The organism is Microvirga calopogonii, assembly GCF_003347665.1.
Classification (GTDB): Bacteria; Pseudomonadota; Alphaproteobacteria; order Rhizobiales; family Beijerinckiaceae; genus Microvirga; species Microvirga calopogonii.
This window is the reverse complement of the sequence record NZ_QDGA01000004.1, coordinates 134,028-155,301: the sequence shown is the minus strand read 5'-3', so window position 1 is coordinate 155,301 and position 21,274 is coordinate 134,028. Positions and strand designations below refer to the sequence as shown.

Sequence of the window (21,274 nt, the reverse complement as noted above, 5' to 3'; positions counted from 1 at the left end):
TCCGGTCAGGCCGGCTTGCCGGTGTTCGCCTGCTTGCAATACAGCTCGTAGAGAAGGCCGAAGAGCTGCTCGATGCGGGGGTCGGCGATGCGATACCAGATCGTCTGGCTCTCACGCCGGGTGGCGACGATGCCCTCTTCGCGCATCTTGGCCAGATGCTGCGACAGGGCCGATTGCGACAGCCCGACAGCCTCGACCAGCGAGTTGACGTTCGCCTCACCCCATTCCACCAGCTTGCACAGGATCATCAGCCGGCGCTCGTTGGCGAGTGCCCGCAGAATGTCCGCGACCTCGGTCGCCTTCCGTTCGAACGTCTCAAGGTCGAGTTCCATCCTGGACATACACAAACCTTCTTAAATAAGATATTTCTAATTTAGCATCTCCTCATCGATATGCAAGAACCATCTGAGCCCAATCCTTGGCTGGGGAGCCGACCGGCGGCTCCTAGTTGGCCCCGCTGAGGCGGAAGGCTTAACCACGATTGCGGGCCCGGCGGGCTGCTGACGCGAAAGTCCGCTGTTCGCCCCTTGCTGAAAGCGATGTGCCGTTAAGGCAGTCCTCGACGCCGAAAATGGGTTGACGGCAACGGCCGGCACGCCCAAACCGCCTGCACCCCGCGGAAAGGCCGCTCCTCACCCGAACCGCACGATGCTGCTTCGCCCCCGCCTTCCGGCGCTGCCGAACATTCGCAAGCCGACAGGCTCGTTCCGTCTGGTCGGGCTCGCCATCGTGATCGGCATCCTGACCGGCCTGATGGTCGCGGTCGTGCAGCAGTTCGTCGTCTTCGCGCAGCGCGCCGTGCTGGGTTTTGCGGCCGAGCGGCGGATCGCCCTCCCGGACCACGCCTCCTTTCTGAGGATCGCCCTGGCCCTGGCCTGCAGCGCCTTCCTGGTCACCCTGCTGTCGCACCTGATCGCGCGGTGGAAGACCAAGGAACCCATCGACGCGGTCGAGGCGAATGCCCTCAACGGGGGCAGGATGGGCTGGTACGACGCCACAGGAGTCGTGATCCCCATCCTCACCTCGGTCTGCTTCGGCGCCTCGGTCGGCATCGAGGCCGCCGTCACCCAGCTCGGGGCCGTGCTCGCCAGCCGATTGGGACGGCGGCTGAACCGGCCGCGCTCCGACCTGCGCCTGCTGGTGGCGGTCGGCGCCGCAGCCGCCATCGCGGCCGCCTACCGGGCACCGATTGCCGGCATGCTCTACGCCTATGAGCTGCTGTTGGGGACCTTTTCCCGCCGGACCCTGGCGCCGATCGGGCTCGGCGCCATCGCGGCCGTGGTCACCATCTGGCTACTCCTGGGACAGGCGCGCCCCTTCAGCCTCGAGACGGGCCCCGGCACGTCCTGGTCCGACTACCCGCTGGCCATCCTGATCGGGATCGTCGCAGCCCTCGCCGGCATCGTGGTAATGCTGTTGGTCTCGGCGATCGAGCGCCTCCTCAAGCGCTTCTTGAGGGACGAGATCCTGCGCCGGCTGTCGGCCGCCCTTCTTCTCACGGCCTTGGCAACCCGCTTCCCGGCCGTTCTGGGAAGCGGCCACGCGGCCATCGAGCATGCCGTGTCCGGCGATATTGCCGGCCGCCACGCTCTCGGCCTGCTCGCCGCGAAGGGGCTGGCTTCCGCCGCCAGCCTCGGAGCCGGTTTCCGTGGCGGCCTGTTCGGCGCCTCGCTCATGATCGGCGCTCTCCTGGGGCAGGTGCTGGCTTGGCTCTTGCCCTTCATCCCGGGCGCTCCGGCCTGGAGCCCGGCCCTGTGCGCGGTGATCGGCATGGCCTCGGTCGGCGCGAGCGTGATCGGCAGCCCACTCGCGATGATCTTCCTGGTGCTCGAGACCACCGGGGACTTCGATGCCACCATCGTGGTGGCGATCGGGGCACTGACCGCCTCGTTCCTCACGGACCGCCTGTTCGGCTACTCGTTCGCAACCTGGCGCTTCCAGCAGCGTGGGCTCGCCATCGAGGGCGGTCACGACATCTCGCGCCTGGAAGCCGCCGCGATCGGCGAGATCATCAAGCCGCCGAAGCGGGCCGTGATGGCCAATGCCAGCCTGGAGGAGGTCCGCCGGGCGCTGTCGACGGCAGGCGCGCGCGGCACGGCCGTCTATGCGGTGGACGGAACCTTCCTTGGGCTGATCGACCCGCGTCTGGTCGAGGCGATCGAGGCCGAGAGCGCCGACCTGCCGGTGGTAGCGGCAGAACTGGTCTACGAGTCGGGCCCGATCGTGACGCCCGCCGCGTCCCTTGCGGAGGTGCTCGACATCTTCCGCAGCGACGACCGGGCCACGTTGGCCGTGGTCGGGTTCGAGGACCGCAACAAGATCGTCGGCTGCATCCGGGCCCGGGATGCCTTTGCCCTGGCATCCTCCCTTCTCGACTCCCAGCGCCGGGAAGATCTCGGAGTCGGAAGCTGGAAGTGACCCGGACCATGAGACCTCGCCATGGAGCGTCGAAACACCATCAGCGCCACCAGATAGCAGACGAACAATCCCCTGGGACTCTTTGCGGATCGATGGCGATATCGGTGCTGTGAAGCGTTCGAGCCGATAAGCTTGCCCCGCGCCATCTGGGCCGGGATCGATTACGCACCTCTTGGAGGCCTTCAGGCGGAGCAGGTTGAGCAAGGTCAAGGACGCGTCTCGAAGGCTGCTTAAAATTCCACGAGGTATCCGCGCCACTCTGCAATCGGATCCGGCGCGCTGCTCCTCCAATCCAATGGACCGGCCTCATAAGGAGAAACCGCCATGAAGACGTCCATTCTCGCCGCCGCCCTGCTCGCAATCGCCGGACCTGCCTTGGCCCAGACCACGGCTCCTGCACCGCGCCAGACCTCTTCCACCCAGTCCGGAGAGCAATCGCCCATGAATCGGATGATGATGCGCCAGGGCATGATGCAGGACCGGGAGATGATGTCCCATGGCATGATGGGCGGGTTCTCGCCCGAGGACATGGGCGCCTTCATTGACGCTCATCTCGCCGCGATCCACGCCGGTCTGAAGCTCTCGGCCGACCAGGAGAAGCTGTGGCCTCCCGTCGAGACCGCAATCCGGAATCTTGCCACCCTCCATGCCAGCCATATGCAGGCCATGCGCCAAGCCCGGGGAATGATGGCAAGCGATCCGGTCGGCTTGGTCCGTGCGATGGCGGACCGGATGAGTCAGGGCGGTGACGCGATGCGCAAGCTCGCGGATGCAGCAATGCCGCTCTACGCCACGCTCGACGAGGCCCAGAAGCGGCGGCTGCAAGTGCTCGTGCACATGGGCGGCCGTGGCATGATGGGACCAGGGATGATGGAGCGGGGAATGATGGGTCCCGGCGGCATGATGCCCGGCGGATCAGACGACGACGACAGCGACGACACACAGGGCAATCGCTGACGATGCGACGCCGGGAATGGATTTGGAGCACTCGCGATGCCGAGCGCGAGCATCGCGACGGCCGAGTGGAGAAACAGGAAGCGGGTCCAGGCTCAGACGGCATCCTTGATCATGGCCGTAACGGATGTCGCACACTACGAGGGCGTATGCCTGCCCTGAAGAACCCCTGCATAGCCTATGCGGGTTCGTGAACGAGTGGGCGTGCTACGGCCCCTGCGACCGCTGTGACACTCGACACCGATAGGATACCCCCCTATATGATGATCACTATCATTACAGGGGGTGGCATGTCCCACACGATCAAGGAGAAGACGAAGCTCCTGGCCCGGGTCCGCCGGATCAAGGGGCAGGTCGAGGCGATCGAGCGGGCGCTTGAGGCCGAGCTTGGCTGCGCCGACGTGCTGATGCTGGTCGCCTCCGTCCGCGGGGCCGTGAACGGCCTGACCGTCGAGCTGATGGAGGACCACATCCGCAACCATGTGGTCGACCCGGCCCACGAGCCCGATCCGGAGCGGGCCAAGGGCGCAGCCGAACTCATCGACGTGGTCCGCACTTACTTGAAATGAAATCCCCGGCGGCGGGGAGAACGATTGCAGCCGCGAGACATTTCTGGAACACCAATGCCTGATATTGCGCAACTCCTTCAGTCCGGCGGCAACGGCTGGATCTACCTGCCCATTGCTGTCCTGCTCGGCGCCCTGCACGGGCTGGAGCCCGGACACTCCAAGACCATGATGGCCGCCTACATCGTGGCGATCCGCGGCACCATCGGGCAGGCCATTCTGCTCGGCGTCTGCGCCGCCCTCTCGCACTCGCTGATCGTCTGGATCGTGGCCATGCTCGGCCTGTCACTTGGCCGTGACATCCTGAACTCGCATTTCGAGGCCTGGCTGCTGATCGCCTCGGGCGTGATCATCCTCGGCATTGCCGCCTGGATGTTCTGGCGCACGGGCCGGAGTCTCGGCTGGTTCCGGCATGATCATCTTGGTCATCACGACCATCACCATGACCACGATGACCACCATCAGCACGACGAAGTCCGGACCATCGACACCGGGCATGGCGCCGTGGAGCTCTCTATCTTCGAGGACGGGGTGTCCCCTCGCTGGCGCCTGCGCACCCTTAGCGGCAACGCATGGAAGGCCGAGGACGTGCTGGTCACGACCGACCGCGGCGACGGCTCGGGCGAGCGCTTCCGCTTCGTCGAGCGGGACGGCTATCTCGAATCCGCAGGCGAAATTCCCGAACCGCACGCGTTCACGGCCCGGGTGCGGCTAGCGCACGGCGACCACGCCCATACTTACGCGGTCAGCTTCGCCGAACACGGCCATGGGCACCATCATCATGCCGAGCACGACGAGGACGCGCATGAACGCGAGCACGCCGAGCAGATCGCGCGCCAACTCGCGGCCAACAACGGGCAGGTCACGACGGCGCAGATCGCGCTGTTCGGCATCACCGGCGGGCTGATCCCCTGCCCGGCTTCGATCACCGTGCTGCTGATCTGCCTCCAGCTCGGCCAGTTCACCCTTGGCGCCGCTACTGTTGCCGCCTTCAGCCTGGGTCTGGCGATCACGATGGTGTCCATCGGCGTCGCGGCCGCCTGGGGTGTGCAGCATGCCTCGAAGCGGATCAACCTCTCCGACCGCCTGCTCCGGCGCCTGCCGCTGGCCTCGGCCGGCCTCGTCGGCGTCCTCGGCACGATCATGCTGGTACAGGGCTTCATCGACCTCGCGGCACCCGCTACCCCTTTGTCGTAAGCTCCGACAGACTTCAGCCGAGGTAAAAGTCATGCGATGCTCCAGGTCTGCCTGGAGCATCGCATGACGAGCCCATCGCTTGGCGCGGTAAACCGAATCCGCTCTTCCGCACAGTGCGCTGAGGTCTCGGCAGGCGCAGCATAGGCTGCGCACGTCGTGCTCCGTCGCTTCACGCGAAAGAACAGGAATTCACTCGCCAATCTCTCAGACGGCGTCCGGCAACCGTTCGATCAGCTTGTCCAGCGTGAGCGGATAGTCGCGCACCCGGATGCCGGTGGCGTTATAGACCGCATTCGCGACGGCCGCACCGACACCGCAGATGCCGAGTTCTGCCACGCCTTTGGCCTTCATCGGTGACGACATCGGGTCGACCTCGTCAAGGAAGATCACCTCCTGGTGCGGGATATCGGCATGGACGGGAACTTCGTAGCCGGCGAGGTCGTGATTGACGAAGAAGCCACGCTTCGTGTCGACCGAGAGCTTCTCCATCAGGGCTGCGCCGACGCCCATCGTCATGGCTCCGATCACCTGACTCCGAGCCGACTTGGGATTCAGGATGCGGCCCGCCGCGCACACCGCGAGCATGCGCCGAACCCGGACCTCGGCCGTCGCAGCATCGACGCCAACCTCGACAAAGTGGCCGGCGAAGGTCGATTGTTGCTGCTTCTTGGCCAGATCTCCATATTCGATCATGTCCTCGGCGACGAGTTCGCCTCCGCTCGCAGCCTCGGCGAGAGGGACACTCCGATTGCCGGAGCGCACCTCGCCATCGAGGAACACAGCCTCGGCGGAGTTGAAGCCGAGCCTCGTGGCCACGGCCTCGCGCAGCTTCACGCAGGCGGCATAGACTCCGGCCGTGGAGTTGTTGGCGCCCCATTGCCCGCCCGACCCAGCCGAGACCGGAAAAGAAGAGTCGCCGAGCCGGACGTTCACCATCTCCAGCGGCACGCCCATCATCTCGGCTGCCGTCTGGGCGAGGATGGTGTAGGAGCCTGTCCCGATATCCGTCATGTCGGTTTCGACCGTCACGACGCCGCGTCCGTCGAGGCGAACGCGGGCCGCCGACTTGGTCAGGAGGTTGTTGCGGAATCCGACCGCCATGCCGTACCCCACGAGCCAGCGCCCGTCCCGTACCTGGCCCGGCTCTCGCGGACGCTTATCCCAGCCGAAGCGCTCGGCGCCTTGACGCAGGCACCCAACCAGATCGCGATGAGAGAAGCGACGTTCCGGCTTCTCGGGATCGACCTGGGTATCGTTGATGATGCGGAACTGGACAGGGTCGATACCGAGCTTCTCGGCCATCTCATCCATGGCGACCTCAAGCGCCAGCATGCCAGGTGCCTCGCCGGGCGCCCGCATGGCGTTGCCTTCCGGAAGATCGAGATGCGCAAGGCGCAGTGCCGTCAATCGGTTCGCCCCCGCGTACAGCAATCTCGTCTGATCGACCGCCGTCTCAGGCTTGCCGTCAGGAAGATTGCCCGACGTACTCTCGTGCGCGATCGCCGTGATCGTGCCGTCAGGATTTGCGCCGATGCGGATGCGTTGGATCGTCGCCGGCCTGTGGGTGGTGTTGTTGGCGATCAGCGGGCGCGTCAGCGCCAGTTTGACGGGTCTTCCTGCGGCTTTGGCTCCGAGCGCCGCCAGCACTGCATCGGCACGGACGAAGAGCTTTCCTCCGAAGCCTCCACCGACATAAGGCGAGTCGAGACGCACGTTCTCAGCCGGGATGCCGAGGATCTTGGCGATGCTGCCCTTGCCCCATGCGATCATCTGGTTCGAGGTCCAGAGGGTGAGCTTGTCTCCGTCCCATGCCGCAATCGTGGCGTGCGGCTCCATCATCGCGTGGCTTTCGTCGGCCGTCGTATAACGCTCGTCGAGTTTGACGGGCGCCGCCGCGAAAGCCTCCTTGAAATTACCGACCCGGGCTTCGTGCGGAGCCCCGCTGCCTTCGCCGCTGTCGCTTGAGACCGGCTGCGCATGTGGCACTTCGGCGGCGAGATCGTATCTGCCGGGCTCCCGCTGGTAATCGACCCGGATCAGGTGGGCCGCCGCGCGGGCCTGCTCGAAGGTCTCCGCAACCACGACCGCGACCGCCTGATGGTAGTGCTGAATGACCGGCCCGCCGAACAGATAGGCCGCGTTCATCCGACCTCTTCCCAGCCGAGGCATGTCGAGCGTCGTGACGATCGCCAGCACGCCGGGAGCTCTCTGAGCCTCGCTCAGATGCATGGCGGCGACGCGGCCCTTGGGGATCGCCGAGCCGAGCACGAAGCCGTAGGCCTGGTTCGGTACCGCGTCATGGCGCTCGTAGGCGTAAGGGGCCGTACCCGTCGTCTTGTACTTGCCATCGATACGGTCGGTCGGTCGGCCGACGACCCTGAGCTGATCGATGGGATTTGGACCGGCAGGAGTGTCGAACTTCATGTCTCAGGTCCTTGCCTCGGTTAGCACCGCCGCGACGGTGCGCTCGACGAGTGGGATCTTGAAGGCGTTGTCGCGGGTCGGTTTCGCCCCGGCAAGGAGCGCGGCTGTCGCGGCTTTTGCGCCGCGGCGCAGTTCCGCGTCCGCTCCATCGACCCGCCAGGGCTTGTGCGCGACGCCGCCAAGGGCCACGCGCCCGGTCCCGTCCTGCTGCACGATGGCCGCGACCGAGATCAGCGCGAAGGCGTAGGAGGCACGGTCCCGGACCTTGCGGTAGATCTGCTTGCCGCCGACCGGGGGCGGCAAGGTGACAGCCGTGATGAGCTCGCCAGGCTCCAGCACGGTCTCGATATGGGGCGTATCACCGGGAAGACGGTGGAACTCGGCGATCGGAATCGTCCGCGTCGTGCCGCCGGCATCGACCGTCTCGACCATTGCATCGAGCGCGCGCATGGCAACCGCCATGTCGGACGGGTTCGTCGCGATGCAGGCCTCGCTCACGCCGATGATCCCGAGCTGCCGGCTGACCCCATCCAAGGCCGAGCAGCCGGATCCCGGCTCCCGCTTGTTGCACGGCTGGGCCGTGTCGTAGAAGTAGGGGCAGCGGGTGCGCTGCAGCAGGTTGCCCGCAGTTGTCGCCCGATTGCGCAGCTGTCCGGAGGCGCCGGCGAGGAGCGCCCGCGACAAGACTCCATAATCACGCCGGATCCGCTCGTCGGCCGCGAGGTCCGTGTTGCGCACAAGGGCCCCGATGCGCAGACCACCCTCGGGTGTCGGCTCGATCTGGTCGAGGTTGAGGCTGTTGATGTCGACAAGATGGGCGGGGGTCTCGATCTGGAGCTTCATCAGATCGAACAGGTTCGTCCCGCCTGCGATGAACTTGGCGCCGGGATGCTGCGCGACCGCAGCGGCGGCCTGGGCCGGTGAGCTGACGCGCTCGTAGGTGAAGGCTTTCATCCTTGCCTCTCCGCGACTTCGGTAATGGCCTCGACGATGTTGGAATAAGCGCCGCAGCGGCAGATGTTGCCGCTCATGCGCTCGCGCAGCTCGGTCTCGGTCAGACGGACGGGCGCAAGGAGGTCCGCCGTAACGTGGCTCGGGACACCGGCCTTGATCTCCTCCAGCATTGCGACGCTCGAGCAGATCTGGCCTGGCGTGCAGTAGCCGCATTGGTAGCCATCGTGCTTGATGAAAGCGGCCTGCATCGGATGGAGATTGTCGGGCTGGCCCAGTCCCTCGATCGTCGTAACTGCACTGCCCTCATGCATGACGGCGAGCGTCAGACAGGAATTGATCCGTCGCCCATCCACGATCACCGTACAGGCGCCGCACTGGCCGTGGTCACAGCCCTTCTTGGTGCCGGTCAATTGCAGGTTCTCGCGAAGAAGGTCGAGAAGACTCGTTCGCGTGTCCACGGTCAAGGTGTGGGGTTGCCCATTCACACTGAGTGAGACCCTGAATTCGACAGGATTCTCAGCGGGTCCTGGTTGTGCCCTCGCGGCGGCCGGAATGACCGGTATGGCCGCGCACGCTCCGGCGCCGACCATCAGATCGCGCCGGTTCAGATCCAGGTCGTCCGAACCCACCATATTCGGTCTCCAAGCTGTCGAGGATTTGCTGTTATTGGGAATGGCTCGTCCATACCCACGATGCCCCGCGTATCTCGCGGAACGCCTCCACCACGCGATCGGTTCCGCTAGGCGGCGTTGCGATTTTCAACACTCCACCGTGGATATCGCTCATAAGGCTCAGAAGAATCGAGAGAACCTGTTGGCGGAGGGGACGATTTTCGGCCGGAACGTTGTTCTGCTCAAGCTGAAAAACGGCGCCCTCACGCGATGCCGAGATAGGCCGCCTTGATCTGAGGGTCGGCGAGCAGCGCGGAACCGGCGCCGCTATGCGCGACCCTTCCGGTCTCCAGCACGTAACCACGATCGGCAATCGCCAAGGCCGCACTGGCATTCTGCTCGACGAGGAGCACCGTGATGCCGTCCTTCTTCAGGGACACGATGGCATCCAGGATCTGGTCGACGAGGAGCGGCGACAGACCGAGCGACGGCTCGTCCAGAAGCAGAAGCTTCGGGCGGCCCATGAGGGCGCGCCCGATGGCGAGCATCTGCTGCTGACCGCCCGACAATCCTCCTGCCAGAAGATGCCGCTTCTCGGCCAGAACCGGGAACATGGTGAAGATGCGGTCCCGATCCTGATCGATCTCCCTGTCGCGTCGCCTGTAGGCCCCCAGTCGCAGGTTATCCTCGACGGTCAAAGGCCCGAAGACCTGCCGGCCCTCCGGCGATTGCGTCATGCCCAGCTCCACCCTCTTGTGTGGTGGCATCCGGTCGATGCGTTGATCCTTGAAGCGGATCTCGCCCCCCGTGATCGGCTGAACGCCCGAGAGCGCACGAAGCAGCGTCGTCTTGCCCGCGCCGTTCGAGCCGACCAGCGCGACGATCTCACCGGTTTGCACATCGAGATCGATGCCCTTCAGCACCTCGATCCTGCCGTAGGCACTGCGCAGGTTCTTCACCTCAAGCACGGGCAGCCTCCCGTGCGCCGTGCTGTCCCAGATAAGCCTCAAGGACCCTTGGATCATCGCGCACCTCCCGCGGTGTTCCCTCGGCGAGCGGCCGTCCGCGCTCGAGCACGAGGATCCTGTCGGAGATCTTCATCACGAGCTTCATGTCGTGCTCGACCAGGACCACGGCGACGCCCCTATCGGCCACTTGCTTGATCAGGTGGTCGATCTCCTCCGTCTCCACCGCATTGCAGCCGGCGGCGGGTTCGTCGAGAAGAAGCACGCGCGGTTCGGCGGCAAGAGCCCTGGCGATCTCGAGCCTCTTGCAGGCGCCGTAAGGCAATGAACCAGCAGGGACATCGGCGGCATCCTTCAGCCCCACATCGGCAAGGAGAGCGAGCGCCGCCGCACGGGTTTCGCGGTTCTGGCGCGTGACGGAAGGCGTTCTGAACAATGCCGGCAGCAGGCTGCACTTTTCCCGCAGATGGCGCCCGACCATCACGTTCTCGCAGGCGGTCATGCGCTGAAAGATCTGCAGGTTCTGGAAGGTACGAGAGAGGCCGCGCGCCGCGAGCTTGTGAGGGGGAAGTCCCGTCACGTCTTCGTCCGCCAGCTGGATCGATCCGCGGCTGGCGACATAGACGCCGGATACGATGTTGAAGAGCGTCGTCTTGCCGGCGCCGTTCGGGCCGATGATCGACAGGATCTGCCCGGGGCTGACCGAAAAGCTCACGCCGTCGACGGCCTTCACGCCGCCGAAGGAGATGCCGATGTCCGTGGCTTGCAGGATCGTCATGAGCGGGCCCTCCGGACCAGCAGGCTTGAGAGGCTCGGCACGATGCCGTTGCGCATGAAGATCATCGCCACGATGATGATGAGGCCCAACAGGAGGTGCTCGTATTCCTGGAAGATCGTCAGAGCCTGCGGGAGCGTGATGAGCACTGCGGCGCCGACGATGCTTCCGACGACGGATCCAAGACCGCCCAGCACGACGATGGTGACGAGTTCGACCGAGTGCAGGAATCCGGCCTGATCCGGATTGATGAAGCCGTTCATGAAGGCCAGGGCAGAGCCCGCGAGTGAAGCATAGACGGCGGCGATCACGAAGGCCTGCAGCTTGAAGCGGGCCACGTCGACGCCGACCACCTGCGCGGCCACCTCGCTGTCATGGAGCGCGCGAAAGGCCCGTCCGGTCGGCGTTTCGTCGAGGTTGAGCGCGATCCATGTTCCGACGAGCAGCAGGCCGCCGGTGACCCAATACCACGTATAAGAACCGCTCACTCGCCAGCCGAACAGCGTCAGTCGCTCGACCGGCATGCCGTCCGGCCCGCCGGTCCAGCGGCTTTCCGTCGTGATGACGAGGGCCACGAGGACGCCGAGGCCGAGGGTCGCGATGGCGAGATAATGCCCTTTCAGCCGCAGGATCGGGCGACCGACGAGATAGGCGAGAATGGCCGAGAGAAGCGCACCGAAGAGCAGAGCGACCCAGGGGGGCAGGCCGAGATGGGTGGGCCCGATCGCCACCGCATAGGCGCCGATGCCGAAGAACGCCGCATGTCCCAAGCTGACCTGACCCGCCTGCCCCATCAGGACGTTGAGGCCGATGGCGGCAAGCGCCGAGACCCATACGAGCGAGGCCACCCGGAAGTAATAGCTCGACGGAAAGATGAGCGGGAGCGCGACGATCACCACCGCCAGCGCGATGAGCGTAAGAAAGCGCCTGTTCACGAGAGCACGCATGTTTACACCCTCTCCACGACCCGGCGCCCGAACAGGCCCTGGGGAGCTGCGAACAGGACGATGAGAATGACGACAAACGCGAAGGCATCCTTGTAGGTCGAGCTGATGTAGCCGGCGCCGAAGGCCTCCAGCAGGCCGAGCAGAAGCCCGCCCACGACAGCGCCGACCGGATTGCCCATGCCGCCCAGCATGGCGGCGGCGAAGCCTTTCAGGGCCAGCAGCGTGCCGACGTCGTAACTCGTCAGCGTGATCGGCGTCACCAGGATGCCGGCAATGGCCCCGATGGCGGCGGAACCACCGAAGGCCAGTGCCATGATCGTGGTCGTGTTGATGCCGACGAGACGCGCCGCGAGGCGGTTTGCGGCCGTTGCCAACACGGCCTTGCCGGTGATCGTATGTTCGAGAAAGACATAGAGTGCGAGCACGACGACCGCCGTTCCGCCCAGCACCCAGAAGCTCTGCGGCTGGACGGCTGCGCCCAGCACATCAACCGGCGTATCGCCCGTAAAGGCAGGAAGCTTGTGGAACTGCTTGTCGAAGACGATGGCCGCAAGGCCGCGCAACAGGATCGATGCGCCGATGGTGATGATGATAAGGGTGACGGCCGATGCGCCGCGGGCCGGCTCGATGGCGAACCGATGCAGAAGGAGCCCGATCGCGACGGCCACGCCGATGGCGATGAGAGCCGCCAGTGGGAGGGGCACGCCGGCCGCCGAGACGAACACCGTCACCATGCCGCCGAGCATGACGAACTCGCCTTGCGCAAAATTCACCACGCCCGACGCATTGTAGATCAGGGTGAAGCCGAGTGCGACCAGCGCATAGACGGCTCCCACCGTCAGACCGGAAATGAGGAACTGGAGAAACTCGGCCATGGTGCTGTCCTGCGACCTTCTAGAGCATCGGACCCAAAAGTGGATTTGCACTTTTGGGATCCATCCGATGCTCCGCTTCCTGAAGAGCGCATCGTTCGGGGCGTAAAACCGGATCCACTTTTCCGCACGATGCGCTAGGTGCAGAACGGGAGGCCGACGATCAGCCTCCCGTCCGATCGGTTGCGTCGAGGAATCAGCTTCCCGAGGCGATAAGGTTCCAGTCGCCGCCCTTGATCTCGAGCATGCGGAAGGCCGAGAGGTCGAGACCGAGATGGTCGGTGGGCGACATGTTCACGATGCCGCCGGTGCCGACGAAGCCCTTGGTCTTCTCGATCTCGTCGCGGATCTTCTTGGGATCAGTCGAGTTCGCGCGCTTCATGGCCTCGACCAAGATGAAGAGACCGTCATAAGCGTGACCGCCGAAGGTCGAGACCGGCTGCTTGGTCGCACTCTCGTAGGCCTGCTTGTATTCGGTCACGACCTTCTTCTGCGGATCGCTCTCCGGCAGCTTGTCGCCGACGAGGAGCGCGGCGGCCGGCAGGCGCACGCCTTCCGCGGCAGCGCCAGCCAGGTCGATGAAGCTCTTCGAAGCCACACCGTGGCTCTGATAGAACGGGATGTTGTTCATGCCGAGCTGGGCGTAGTTACGGGTCACGATGGCAGGCCCTTGCCCGAAGCCCGGATTGACCACCGCCTGTAGGCCGGCCGTGTTCTTGATCTTCGTGAGCTGAGCGGTCATGTCGCTGTCGCGCGGACCATAATTCTCATCGCTGATGATCTGCATACCGTAGTTCGGTGCGACCTTGACGCATTGCGCACGCATGGAAGCCCCGAACCCGTCCGTGCCCGAGATCAGGCCGATCTTCGTGAGGTTGCGCTTCTTCAGATCCTCGAAGATCTTCTCGCACGCCATCTTGTCCGTGTGCGGCGTCTTGAAGACGAACTTGCGCACTGGATCGACCACCTCGATGGCACCGGCCAGGGAGATGAACGGAACCTGCGCCTCTTCGAAGACGGGGATCATCGCCATGGTAGAGCCGGTGGTCGTTCCACCGACCATGGCGATCACCTCATCATCTTCGATCAGGCGCGTTGCAAAGGTGCGCGCCTTGTTGGCGTCGCCGCCATCGTCGTAGATCACGAGTTCGATCTTCTTGCCCGCGACGCCGCCCGCCGCATTGATCTTGTCGACATAGAGCCGCAGCGTCTTGTCTTCCGGCTCGCCGAGAAAGGAAGACGGCCCGGTGACCGAGAGCACCGACCCGATCTTGACGGTGCCCTGGGCGAGCGCGCCTTGCGAGAAGCCGAACGCCATGACACTGGCGGCCAGGAGTGATTTGAGAGCGGTTTTCGAGTTCATCTGTCTCCTCCGGTTTCGTTGTCGTTTTCTGTTTTTATTGTTGCGCAATGGCTCAGGCCGCCAAGAGCCCGCGGAACATTGCGGAAAGGAAGCGATCAGGAGTCCCCAAAGCCGGCGTTAGCTTTGCATGCGGATCCTGTCGGCCGCCAAGCACGCCACCCCGCTTATCTCCCTGAAGGACCGAGTGTTGGATGATTGACGCTGTTCATCCCATCAATATAATTGACCGGACGGTTGGTCAATAGTAAACAAGTCGCAAGACCACCCGCTTGCCATCAACGAAAATTCGGGAGGGCCATGGTGGAGAACGATCTCATCGTCACGGAGCGTCGGGAGGGCTATCGTGTCCTCATCCTCAACAGGCCCGACCGTCTGAACTCCTTCAACGAGGCGATGCATGCGGCCCTGATGTCCGCCCTGCTCGATGCCGAGGCGGACGAGAACTGCCGCGCCCTCATCCTCACGGGCGCCGGACGCGGATTCTGCGCCGGTCAGGATCTGTCGGACAGGGTCTTCAGCCCTGGCCAGGTTCCGGATCTCTCCTCCACCCTGGAGCGCCTCTACAATCCGCTCGTTCGCAAGCTCCGTGCGCTGCAGATGCCTGTCATCTGCGCAGTGAACGGCGTTGCCGCGGGAGCCGGTGCCAACATCGCGCTCGCCTGCGACCTCGTCCTGGCGGCGCGTTCGGCCAAGTTCATCCAGGCTTTTGCCAAGCTCGGCCTCGTTCCGGATTCAGGTGGTACCTGGTTCCTGCCGCGCCTTGTCGGTCCGGCCCGTGCGCGGGCCCTCGCGCTACTCGCCGAGCCGGTTCCCGCCGAGCAGGCCGAAGCCTGGGGCATGATCTGGAAGGCTGTCGACGATGCTAGCCTGATGGACGAGGCGCATCGCCTCGCCGCGCATTTCGCGGTTCAGCCGACCATCGGTCTCGGGTTGATCAAGCAGGCGCTCGATGCCTCCGAGACGAACGATCTCGACCGACAGCTCGATCTCGAACGCGACCTGCAGGGACAGGCCGGGCGTACGCCGGACTATATCGAAGGCGTCACGGCGTTCTTCGAGAAGCGGCAGCCTAAATTCACCGGGAGAACCTGATGGACGCACGATCGAACCACTCGGATGACGCCTCCCACGAAATCGCCATAGCCTGCGCCGAAGCCATGTGGGCGGAGGATCAGGCAAGTCAGGGGCTCGGCATGGTGATCGAGCGCGTCTCGCCGGGCGAGGCCGTGCTCTCCATGACGATCCGCCCCGACATGACGAACGGGCACGGCATCTGCCACGGCGGCTTCATCTTCACGCTGGCCGACTCGGCCTTCGCGTTCGCCTGCAACACCTACGACCAGCGCACGGTCGCGCAGCATTGTGCCGTGACGTTCCTGCAGCCGGGGCGGCGGGGAGACAGGCTCACGGCCCATGCGGTCGAACGCAATCGCTCAGGCCGCTCAGGCATCTATGACGTGACGGTTCGCGACGGCAAAGGCGAGGTTGTCGCGGAGTTCCGTGGACACTCGCGCACCATCGCCGGCACGCTGCTCGGCTCAAATCCGCAATAAGAACGAACGAATGGGAGGTTCCCTTGCTCCAGATCCCGCACCGCAAGTTGTCCGAACTCAAGCCTCAGCCCGCCCAGCTCGATCGTTTCGAACTCGCATCGCGGGATGAGCTCGCCGCCTGGCAGCGCGAGCGCCTCGCCTGGTCCTTGCGCCATGCCTATGAGAACGTGCCGCACTACAAAGCGAAGTTCAACGCGGCGGGCGTTCATCCGGACGATTTCAAGGATCTGAGCGACCTCGCGAAGTTTCCCTTCACCACCAAGGCCGACCTGCGGGACAATTACCCCTTCGGCATGTTCGCCGTTCCACAGAACCAGATTGCGCGCGTGCACGGCTCGTCCGGCACCACCGGCAAGCCCACGGTCGTGGGCTACACCAAGCGCGATATCGACACCTGGGCCGACGTGGTGGCCCGCTCGATCAGGGCCAGCGGCGGCCGCCCAGGCATGAAGGTTCACGTGGCCTATGGCTACGGCCTCTTCACGGGCGGATTGGGCGCACATTACGGCGCCGAACGCCTCGGCTGCATGGTGATCCCCATGTCGGGCGGCATGACGGAACGCCAGGTGCAGCTGATCCAGGATTTCCAGCCCGACATCATCATGGTCACACCGTCCTACATGCTGGCGATCCTCGACGAGTTCCGGAAGCAGGGGCTCGATCCGCGACAATCCTCGCTCAAGGTCGGCATCTTCGGCGCCGAGCCATGGACGAACGCCATGCGGGCGGAGATCGAAGAGGCCTTCGACATCCATGCAGTCGACATCTACGGCCTCTCAGAGGTCATGGGGCCGGGCGTCGCCTGCGAATGCGTGGAAAGCAAGGACGGGCTGCACATCTGGGAAGACCATTTTTATCCCGAGGTGATCAACCCGGTAACGGGCGAAGTCCTGCCTGACGGTGAGGAAGGCGAGCTCGTCTTCACCTCGCTCACCAAGGAGGCCATGCCCGTCATCCGCTACCGCACCCGGGACCTGACGCGCCTCCTGCCCGGCACGGCCAGGGCCATGCGCCGCATGGAGAAGATCACCGGCCGCACCGACGACATGATGATCATCCGGGGCGTCAACGTCTTCCCGACCCAGATCGAGGAAAAGCTCCTCACGATTCCGACCCTGTCGGGGCATTACCAGATCATCCTGACCCGCGAGGGCCGGATGGATCAGATGGAGATCCGGGCCGAGATCCGGCCGGATGCCGACTACCCTGAAACCCGCAAAGCCGCTGCCGAGCGCCTCAGCCAGTCCATCAAGGATACCATCGGCATCACGGCTCATGTAAATGTCCTCGATCCTGAAGGCATCGAGCGCTCTCTCGGCAAGGCGAGACGCGTGATCGACCGCAGACCGAAAGAATAGAAGAGTCCCATGGCCCGCACCCGTGCCACCGATTATGACGACAAGCGCCGAGCGATCCTCGATCGCTCGGCTGAACTCTTTGCGGAGCACGGCTACGACCGCGCCTCGATGAGCAAGATCGCGGAGGCCTGCGGCGTCTCCAAGGCCAATCTTTACCACTACTACAGGGACAAGGAGGAGCTGCTCTTCGACGTGATCCGCTTTCACCTCGAGGAACTGCTCGAGGTGGTGGAGGCGGCCGACAATCCGGACCTCTCACCCGCAGAGCGCCTGAAGGAATTGGTCGCCGCTCTGCTCGAGGCCTATCGCGATGCCGACGCCCAGCACAACGTGCAGATCAACGGCATGCGCCTGCTCCCGGCGGAGCGTCAGGGCGAACTCAAGGCGGTGGAGCGCGATCTGGTGAAGATCTTCTCCGATGCGGTGGCGGGCGTAGCGCCGCAGCTCAAGGGGACAAAGCTGCTCAAGCCCGTGACCATGTCCCTCTTCGGCATGATCAACTGGCATTATCTCTGGTTCAAGAGCACCGGCGAAGTGACCCGCGCGGATTATGCCGAACTCGTTTCCCAGCTCATCGTCGATGGAACCCGCAATCTTCATCCGGAACCAGCCGCCTCGTCACGGCGCGTCAGCGCTGCGGAATAGGAGGTTGTCGTCTAGCCCATCTTACGGCAACCCGGATCCATTCTCTCTGACCCCGCCACGTCATGGCCGGGCTTGTCCCGGCCATCCCGATGCTGTGAAGCACAGCACCTTTCCGATCGAGATCACCGGCACGAGGCCGGTGATGACATGGTGGATGTCACCCCCGGCGAGCTGAAGGCTCAAGAGGAGAATCCACTCCCGCGCTCAGCGCACGCCCAGGAACGACAAGGTCGAAGCGCGAGAGCATCGGATGGACGAGGCTCTGCCACTGGGCGGTCAGCTCTTCCCGGCCCTTCTGGCGCAATCCGTATTTCCGATGCTGGACGAAATGATCCGAGGCGCTGCTGCCGAAGGTGTCGGCCACGCGGGGATACCAGTAATTGACCGAGGCCTGGGCATCGGTCCTGTCATGCCCTCTCTCCAAGGCGGCCTGCAATCCCTGTTGTCCGAGCTCCGCATGGCGCTTCTCGGCGGGAAGGATGTCGCTAAGAGCATCGGCAAGAGGCTGGTAGGAACCGCGAGTCAGCTCGTCGAGCTGCACCACGGTGGCCTGGCCCATCAGGCAGTTCATCACGACCGCGTCGACCCAGCCGTTGATTGGATAGTGAAAGACGTTGAGACGCATGTCGCCTTCCATGCGTCGCGTGCCGAGATTGACGCTGCGATCGAGACGGGATGCCCAGGGATGGGCGCCCACATATTGGTCCGTGTTGGCGCCGAACTGCTCCATCAGGTCCAGGACCTGCCGCGCATGGTTGAACTTGTCGAAGACGATCCGGGTCGCGATGATCCGCTCCTTCAGTCCCGGAGCCAAGTTGATGCAATCGGCGAAACCCGAGGCGCCCGCCATCTCCGAATCGATGAAGATCGCCATCAGGCGCATGAGCTCGCCGCGATAGCGCGGCGTGACATTCTCCGGCGCACTCAACCGGCCGCCACCGGCTATGAAATTGACGATGCTCTCTTCGTCGACCATGGGAGCCGCTCCCCTGTCACTTGTCGAAATCGACCAGGATCTTGTCGCTGACGGGATAGCTCTGGCAAGTCAGGATATATCCGCGCGCGATCTCGTAGTCCTCCAATGCGAAGTTCGCATCCATGTCCACCTCGCCTTCGACCAGCATCGCCCGGCAGGTAGAGCAGACGCCGCCCTTGCAGGCATAGGGAAGTTCAAGCCCCTCGGCCGTGGCGGCGTCGAGGACAGATGCGGTCCCCTTCTCGAAGGTCAGGCTCCGGGCCCGCCCGTCGATGACGATGGTCGCCTCGCACAGGTTCTTGCGATCCTCCGCGGCCGTCTCCTCGGGCCGGCGCTGCCGGCGGGTCGGCGTCGTGGTGGCGAAGAGTTCGAATTTGATCTGGCGCTTGTCGAGGCCATGTTCCTCGAGGCTCTGCGCGACACCCAGCATCATGTCCTGCGGCCCGCAGATGAAAGCGGTGTCGATGGATGATGCGTCGATCCAATGATCGAGAAGCTGGTCGCATTTCTCCTTGGTCAGGCGCCCGTTGAAGAGATCGATGTCCTGCTGCTCGCGGCTGAGAATGTGGATCAGGCTGAAGCGGTCGAGATGCTCGTTCTTGAGATCCTCCAGTTCCTCCCGGAACATGATCGAACTCGAAGCGCGATTGCCATAGAACAGCGTGAAGGAGGATTGCGGCTCGGCGACCAGCGTCGTCTTGATGATGCTGAGAAGCGGGGTGATCCCGCTGCCTGCGGCGAAACCCACGAAGTGACGCTTGCGGGTCTGATCAAGGGGCACGAAGAAATTGCCCATCGGCGGCATGGCCTCGATGACCTGCCCGGGCGCGAGTTGCTCGCTCGCCCAGTTGGAGAATGCGCCGCCGGCGATTTTCTTGATGCCGACCCGGAGCCTGCCCTCCGTCGGCGTGGCGCAGATGGAATAGGATCGCCGCACCTCATCGCCGTCGATGGTGGTGCGCAGGGTCAGATACTGCCCCGGCGAGAAGCGAAACGCCTCCTTGTGCTCATCCGGCACGTCCAGCGTCAGGATGATCGCATCACGGGTTTCGCGTCGCACATCGGCAACGGTCACAGGGTAGAACTTCGTCATGGAGCATCCGCTCGTTTCAAATGCACTTGAAGTAGTCGAAAGGCTCGAGACAATCTCGGCACCGATACTGCGCCTTACACGGCGTCGACCCGAATTCGCTCACCCGTTCGGTGTTCTCGGACTTGCAGCGCGGGCAGGCGATCGCCAGCGGCTTGCGCAGGAAGCGGTCGAAAGGCGACGGCCCGCCGGCATTCTCGGCCGGCGGCGCAATGCCGTAGGCCTCCAATCGCCGCCGCCCTTCCCGGGTAATCCAATCCGTCGTCCAGGGAGGCGAAAGGCGCCGCTCGATCCGCAAGCGGTCGATCCCTCTCGCCCGCAGGGCCGCTTCGATTTCGAAGGCGATGACGCTCGTCGCGGGGCAGCCCGAATAGGTGGGCGTGATCGCGACGACAAGTTCGTTACTGTCCCACTGCACATCGCGAACGATGCCGAGATCCATGACGGAAACTGCGGGGACCTCTGGGTCGGGAACCTCTTCCAACCAGCGTCTGATCTGATCCGGATCCGGTCGTGTCAGGCTGTCGATCATCGACCCCGCGCTCCTCACCACGTCGCGTTGGGATAGGCCCGCTGCAGGAATTGAAGATCGGCCAGGATATAGCCGAGATGCTCGGAATGGATGCCGCGCTTGCCGCCCTTCTGGGCCCAGCCAGGCTGCGGCAGGGAAAGCGTCGCCTCCTCGGCCGTTGCACGAACGAGGCCGAGCCAGGGCTCGTGCAGCGTCGCGAGATCGGGGCCGAGGCCCTCCTGAACCATGGCCCGATCGATCTCGTCGCTCGCGAACAACTCGCCCGTATACATCCAGAGATCGTCAATCGCCGTCTGCATGCGGCGGTGGCTTTCCTCCGTGCCGTCGCCGAGGCGCAGGACCCATTCCTGACTCCGCTCCAGATGGTACGTGACCTCCTTGAGGCCCTTCGCGGCAATCTCGGCGATGCGGGGATCCTTCGATCCGGTCAGCTCGCGCAGCAGCAGGTAATGCCAGGCATCGAAGTAGAACTGGCGTGCCATCGTGACGGCGAAGTCTCCGTTCGGCTGCTCGACGAGAAGGACATTGCGGAAATCGCGCGCATCGCGAAGGTAAGCGAGCTTGTCGGCGTCCCGCCCCTTGCCTTCGATCTCGCCTGCGAGGTTCAGCCAGAGCTGCGTCTGACCGATAAGGTCGAGGGCAACGTTGGAGAGCGCCAGATCCTCCTCGAGGGCCGGTGAATGCCCGCACCATTCTGATAGGCGATGCCCCAGGATCAGTGCATTGTCCCCGAGGCGCAGAAGATACTCGACGAGAGCGTCCTGCGCGTTCATCACATATGTCCTAGCTCTTCTGGGATCTCGTAGAAGGTCGGATGGCGATAGACCTTGCTGTTGGCGGGATCGAACAGCGGCCCCTTCTCGCTCGGGGAGCTTGCCGCAATATCGGATGCCTTCACGACCCAGATGCTGACGCCCTCGTTGCGGCGCGTATAGACATCGCGCGCATTCATGATCGCCATCTCGGCATCGGGCGCATGCAGGCTGCCCACGTGGCGATGCGCCAGTCCGTGCTGGCTGCGGATGAACACCTCCCAGAGAGGCCATTCCTTCTTGTCGGTCATTCCCGTTCTCC

The 21,274-nt window shown here is 64.2% G+C and carries 22 protein-coding genes; 8 read left to right on the top strand and 14 right to left on the bottom strand.

The annotated features are described in order from the left end of the window. Positions 1-5 precede the first annotated feature (5 nt). A complete protein-coding gene (locus DDF70_RS06435; protein WP_114944035.1) occupies positions 6-341 on the bottom strand; it encodes an ArsR/SmtB family transcription factor in 336 nt (111 codons plus the stop codon). A 307-nt stretch (positions 342-648) separates the two neighbouring features. Between DDF70_RS06435 and DDF70_RS06430 the strand changes: the two genes are divergently transcribed. From DDF70_RS06430 to DDF70_RS06415, 4 genes are all read left to right on the top strand, one after another. After that, positions 649-2,418, top strand: a complete 1,770-nt coding sequence (locus DDF70_RS06430; RefSeq protein WP_114944034.1) for a chloride channel protein — start codon at positions 649-651, stop codon at positions 2,416-2,418. A gap of 324 nt (positions 2,419-2,742) precedes the next feature. Then, on the top strand, positions 2,743-3,375 hold the full coding sequence (locus tag DDF70_RS06425; protein ID WP_245435388.1) for a Spy/CpxP family protein refolding chaperone: 633 nt from the start codon (positions 2,743-2,745) through the stop codon (positions 3,373-3,375). Positions 3,376-3,662: 287 nt separating this feature from the next. Next, complete coding sequence (locus tag DDF70_RS06420) at positions 3,663-3,941, top strand: metal/formaldehyde-sensitive transcriptional repressor (RefSeq protein ID WP_009493033.1); 279 nt, start codon at positions 3,663-3,665, stop codon at positions 3,939-3,941. A 54-nt stretch (positions 3,942-3,995) separates the two neighbouring features. Then, a complete protein-coding gene (locus tag DDF70_RS06415; RefSeq protein WP_114944033.1) occupies positions 3,996-5,135 on the top strand; it encodes a HoxN/HupN/NixA family nickel/cobalt transporter in 1,140 nt (379 codons plus the stop codon). A 204-nt stretch (positions 5,136-5,339) separates the two neighbouring features. Here DDF70_RS06415 and paoC read toward each other — a convergent pair whose 3' ends face one another. From paoC to DDF70_RS06375, 8 genes are all read right to left on the bottom strand, one after another. Further along, positions 5,340-7,559, bottom strand: coding sequence for an aldehyde oxidoreductase molybdenum-binding subunit PaoC (gene paoC, locus DDF70_RS06410; RefSeq protein ID WP_114944032.1), 2,220 nt, complete (start codon positions 7,557-7,559; stop codon positions 5,340-5,342). Between the two features lie 3 nt (positions 7,560-7,562). Beyond that, on the bottom strand, positions 7,563-8,513 hold the full coding sequence (locus DDF70_RS06405) for an FAD binding domain-containing protein (RefSeq protein WP_114944031.1): 951 nt from the start codon (positions 8,511-8,513) through the stop codon (positions 7,563-7,565). Next, positions 8,510-9,145, bottom strand: coding sequence for an aldehyde dehydrogenase iron-sulfur subunit PaoA (gene paoA, locus DDF70_RS06400; protein ID WP_114944030.1), 636 nt, complete (start codon positions 9,143-9,145; stop codon positions 8,510-8,512). Before paoA ends, DDF70_RS06405 begins: the two co-directional genes overlap by 4 nt. A 242-nt stretch (positions 9,146-9,387) precedes the next feature. Beyond that, entirely contained in the window at positions 9,388-10,092 is a 705-nt protein-coding gene (locus DDF70_RS06395) for an ABC transporter ATP-binding protein (protein ID WP_114944029.1), read from the bottom strand. Further along, positions 10,085-10,867, bottom strand: coding sequence for an ABC transporter ATP-binding protein (locus DDF70_RS06390; protein WP_114944028.1), 783 nt, complete (start codon positions 10,865-10,867; stop codon positions 10,085-10,087). Before DDF70_RS06390 ends, DDF70_RS06395 begins: the two co-directional genes overlap by 8 nt. Continuing rightward, positions 10,864-11,811 (bottom strand): branched-chain amino acid ABC transporter permease, encoded by a 948-nt coding sequence (locus DDF70_RS06385; protein WP_114944027.1) that lies wholly within the window; start codon positions 11,809-11,811, stop codon positions 10,864-10,866. The genes DDF70_RS06390 and DDF70_RS06385 overlap by 4 nt, the downstream gene beginning before the upstream one ends. 2 nt (positions 11,812-11,813) lie before the next feature. Continuing rightward, entirely contained in the window at positions 11,814-12,686 is an 873-nt protein-coding gene (locus tag DDF70_RS06380; protein WP_114944026.1) for a branched-chain amino acid ABC transporter permease, read from the bottom strand. Positions 12,687-12,879: 193 nt separating this feature from the next. Beyond that, positions 12,880-14,046: an ABC transporter substrate-binding protein gene (locus tag DDF70_RS06375; protein WP_114944025.1), complete on the bottom strand. Its 1,167-nt coding sequence runs from the start codon at positions 14,044-14,046 to the stop codon at positions 12,880-12,882. A 297-nt stretch (positions 14,047-14,343) separates the two neighbouring features. Between DDF70_RS06375 and paaG the strand changes: the two genes are divergently transcribed. The 4 genes from paaG to DDF70_RS06355 are packed head-to-tail and all read left to right on the top strand — an operon-like array spanning position 14,344 to position 17,602. Further along, positions 14,344-15,138, top strand: a complete 795-nt coding sequence (gene paaG / locus DDF70_RS06370; protein WP_425374057.1) for a 2-(1,2-epoxy-1,2-dihydrophenyl)acetyl-CoA isomerase PaaG — start codon at positions 14,344-14,346, stop codon at positions 15,136-15,138. Then, the gene (gene paaI, locus DDF70_RS06365) at positions 15,138-15,599 is read left to right on the top strand and encodes a hydroxyphenylacetyl-CoA thioesterase PaaI (RefSeq protein ID WP_114944024.1); all 462 of its coding nucleotides are present in this window, start codon (positions 15,138-15,140) and stop codon (positions 15,597-15,599) included. Before paaG ends, paaI begins: the two co-directional genes overlap by 1 nt. A gap of 23 nt (positions 15,600-15,622) precedes the next feature. Then, positions 15,623-16,957, top strand: a complete 1,335-nt coding sequence (paaK, locus tag DDF70_RS06360; RefSeq protein WP_114944023.1) for a phenylacetate--CoA ligase PaaK — start codon at positions 15,623-15,625, stop codon at positions 16,955-16,957. A gap of 9 nt (positions 16,958-16,966) precedes the next feature. Beyond that, positions 16,967-17,602, top strand: coding sequence for a TetR/AcrR family transcriptional regulator (locus DDF70_RS06355; RefSeq protein WP_114944022.1), 636 nt, complete (start codon positions 16,967-16,969; stop codon positions 17,600-17,602). 157 nt (positions 17,603-17,759) lie between these two features. Here DDF70_RS06355 and DDF70_RS06350 read toward each other — a convergent pair whose 3' ends face one another. From DDF70_RS06350 to paaB, 5 genes are read right to left on the bottom strand one after another with little or no spacing between them, the layout of a single operon-like run. After that, complete coding sequence (locus tag DDF70_RS06350) at positions 17,760-18,578, bottom strand: Phenylacetic acid catabolic protein (protein ID WP_114944021.1); 819 nt, start codon at positions 18,576-18,578, stop codon at positions 17,760-17,762. Positions 18,579-18,594: 16 nt separating this feature from the next. Beyond that, a complete protein-coding gene (gene paaE, locus DDF70_RS06345; protein ID WP_114944020.1) occupies positions 18,595-19,671 on the bottom strand; it encodes a 1,2-phenylacetyl-CoA epoxidase subunit PaaE in 1,077 nt (358 codons plus the stop codon). Positions 19,672-19,687: 16 nt separating this feature from the next. After that, positions 19,688-20,200 carry a 1,2-phenylacetyl-CoA epoxidase subunit PaaD gene (paaD, locus tag DDF70_RS06340; RefSeq protein WP_114944019.1) on the bottom strand — a complete coding sequence of 171 codons (513 nt, stop codon included), beginning with the start codon at positions 20,198-20,200 and terminating at the stop codon, positions 19,688-19,690. Positions 20,201-20,214: 14 nt separating this feature from the next. Further along, the gene (gene paaC, locus DDF70_RS06335) at positions 20,215-20,973 is read right to left on the bottom strand and encodes a 1,2-phenylacetyl-CoA epoxidase subunit PaaC (RefSeq protein WP_114944018.1); all 759 of its coding nucleotides are present in this window, start codon (positions 20,971-20,973) and stop codon (positions 20,215-20,217) included. Continuing rightward, on the bottom strand, positions 20,973-21,263 hold the full coding sequence (paaB, locus tag DDF70_RS06330; RefSeq protein ID WP_114944017.1) for a 1,2-phenylacetyl-CoA epoxidase subunit PaaB: 291 nt from the start codon (positions 21,261-21,263) through the stop codon (positions 20,973-20,975). The genes paaC and paaB overlap by 1 nt, the downstream gene beginning before the upstream one ends. Positions 21,264-21,274 lie beyond the last annotated feature (11 nt).

Bases quoted from the DNA above. Each gene is read 5' to 3' on its own strand.
- DDF70_RS06435 (WP_114944035.1), bottom strand. From the start codon at position 341: ATGTCCAGGATGGAACTCGACCTTGAGACGTTCGAACGGAAGGCGACC.
- DDF70_RS06430 (WP_114944034.1), top strand. From the start codon at position 649: ATGCTGCTTCGCCCCCGCCTTCCGGCGCTGCCGAACATTCGCAAGCCG.
- DDF70_RS06425 (WP_245435388.1), top strand. From the start codon at position 2,743: ATGAAGACGTCCATTCTCGCCGCCGCCCTGCTCGCAATCGCCGGACCT.
- DDF70_RS06420 (WP_009493033.1), top strand. From the start codon at position 3,663: ATGTCCCACACGATCAAGGAGAAGACGAAGCTCCTGGCCCGGGTCCGC.
- DDF70_RS06415 (WP_114944033.1), top strand. From the start codon at position 3,996: ATGCCTGATATTGCGCAACTCCTTCAGTCCGGCGGCAACGGCTGGATC.
- paoC (WP_114944032.1), bottom strand. From the start codon at position 7,559: ATGAAGTTCGACACTCCTGCCGGTCCAAATCCCATCGATCAGCTCAGG.
- DDF70_RS06405 (WP_114944031.1), bottom strand. From the start codon at position 8,513: ATGAAAGCCTTCACCTACGAGCGCGTCAGCTCACCGGCCCAGGCCGCC.
- paoA (WP_114944030.1), bottom strand. From the start codon at position 9,145: ATGGTGGGTTCGGACGACCTGGATCTGAACCGGCGCGATCTGATGGTC.
- DDF70_RS06390 (WP_114944028.1), bottom strand. From the start codon at position 10,867: ATGACGATCCTGCAAGCCACGGACATCGGCATCTCCTTCGGCGGCGTG.
- DDF70_RS06385 (WP_114944027.1), bottom strand. From the start codon at position 11,811: ATGCGTGCTCTCGTGAACAGGCGCTTTCTTACGCTCATCGCGCTGGCG.
- DDF70_RS06380 (WP_114944026.1), bottom strand. From the start codon at position 12,686: ATGGCCGAGTTTCTCCAGTTCCTCATTTCCGGTCTGACGGTGGGAGCC.
- DDF70_RS06375 (WP_114944025.1), bottom strand. From the start codon at position 14,046: ATGAACTCGAAAACCGCTCTCAAATCACTCCTGGCCGCCAGTGTCATG.
- paaG (WP_425374057.1), top strand. From the start codon at position 14,344: ATGGTGGAGAACGATCTCATCGTCACGGAGCGTCGGGAGGGCTATCGT.
- paaI (WP_114944024.1), top strand. From the start codon at position 15,138: ATGGACGCACGATCGAACCACTCGGATGACGCCTCCCACGAAATCGCC.
- DDF70_RS06355 (WP_114944022.1), top strand. From the start codon at position 16,967: ATGGCCCGCACCCGTGCCACCGATTATGACGACAAGCGCCGAGCGATC.
- DDF70_RS06350 (WP_114944021.1), bottom strand. From the start codon at position 18,578: ATGGTCGACGAAGAGAGCATCGTCAATTTCATAGCCGGTGGCGGCCGG.
- paaE (WP_114944020.1), bottom strand. From the start codon at position 19,671: ATGACGAAGTTCTACCCTGTGACCGTTGCCGATGTGCGACGCGAAACC.
- paaD (WP_114944019.1), bottom strand. From the start codon at position 20,200: ATGATCGACAGCCTGACACGACCGGATCCGGATCAGATCAGACGCTGG.
- paaC (WP_114944018.1), bottom strand. From the start codon at position 20,973: ATGAACGCGCAGGACGCTCTCGTCGAGTATCTTCTGCGCCTCGGGGAC.
- paaB (WP_114944017.1), bottom strand. From the start codon at position 21,263: ATGACCGACAAGAAGGAATGGCCTCTCTGGGAGGTGTTCATCCGCAGC.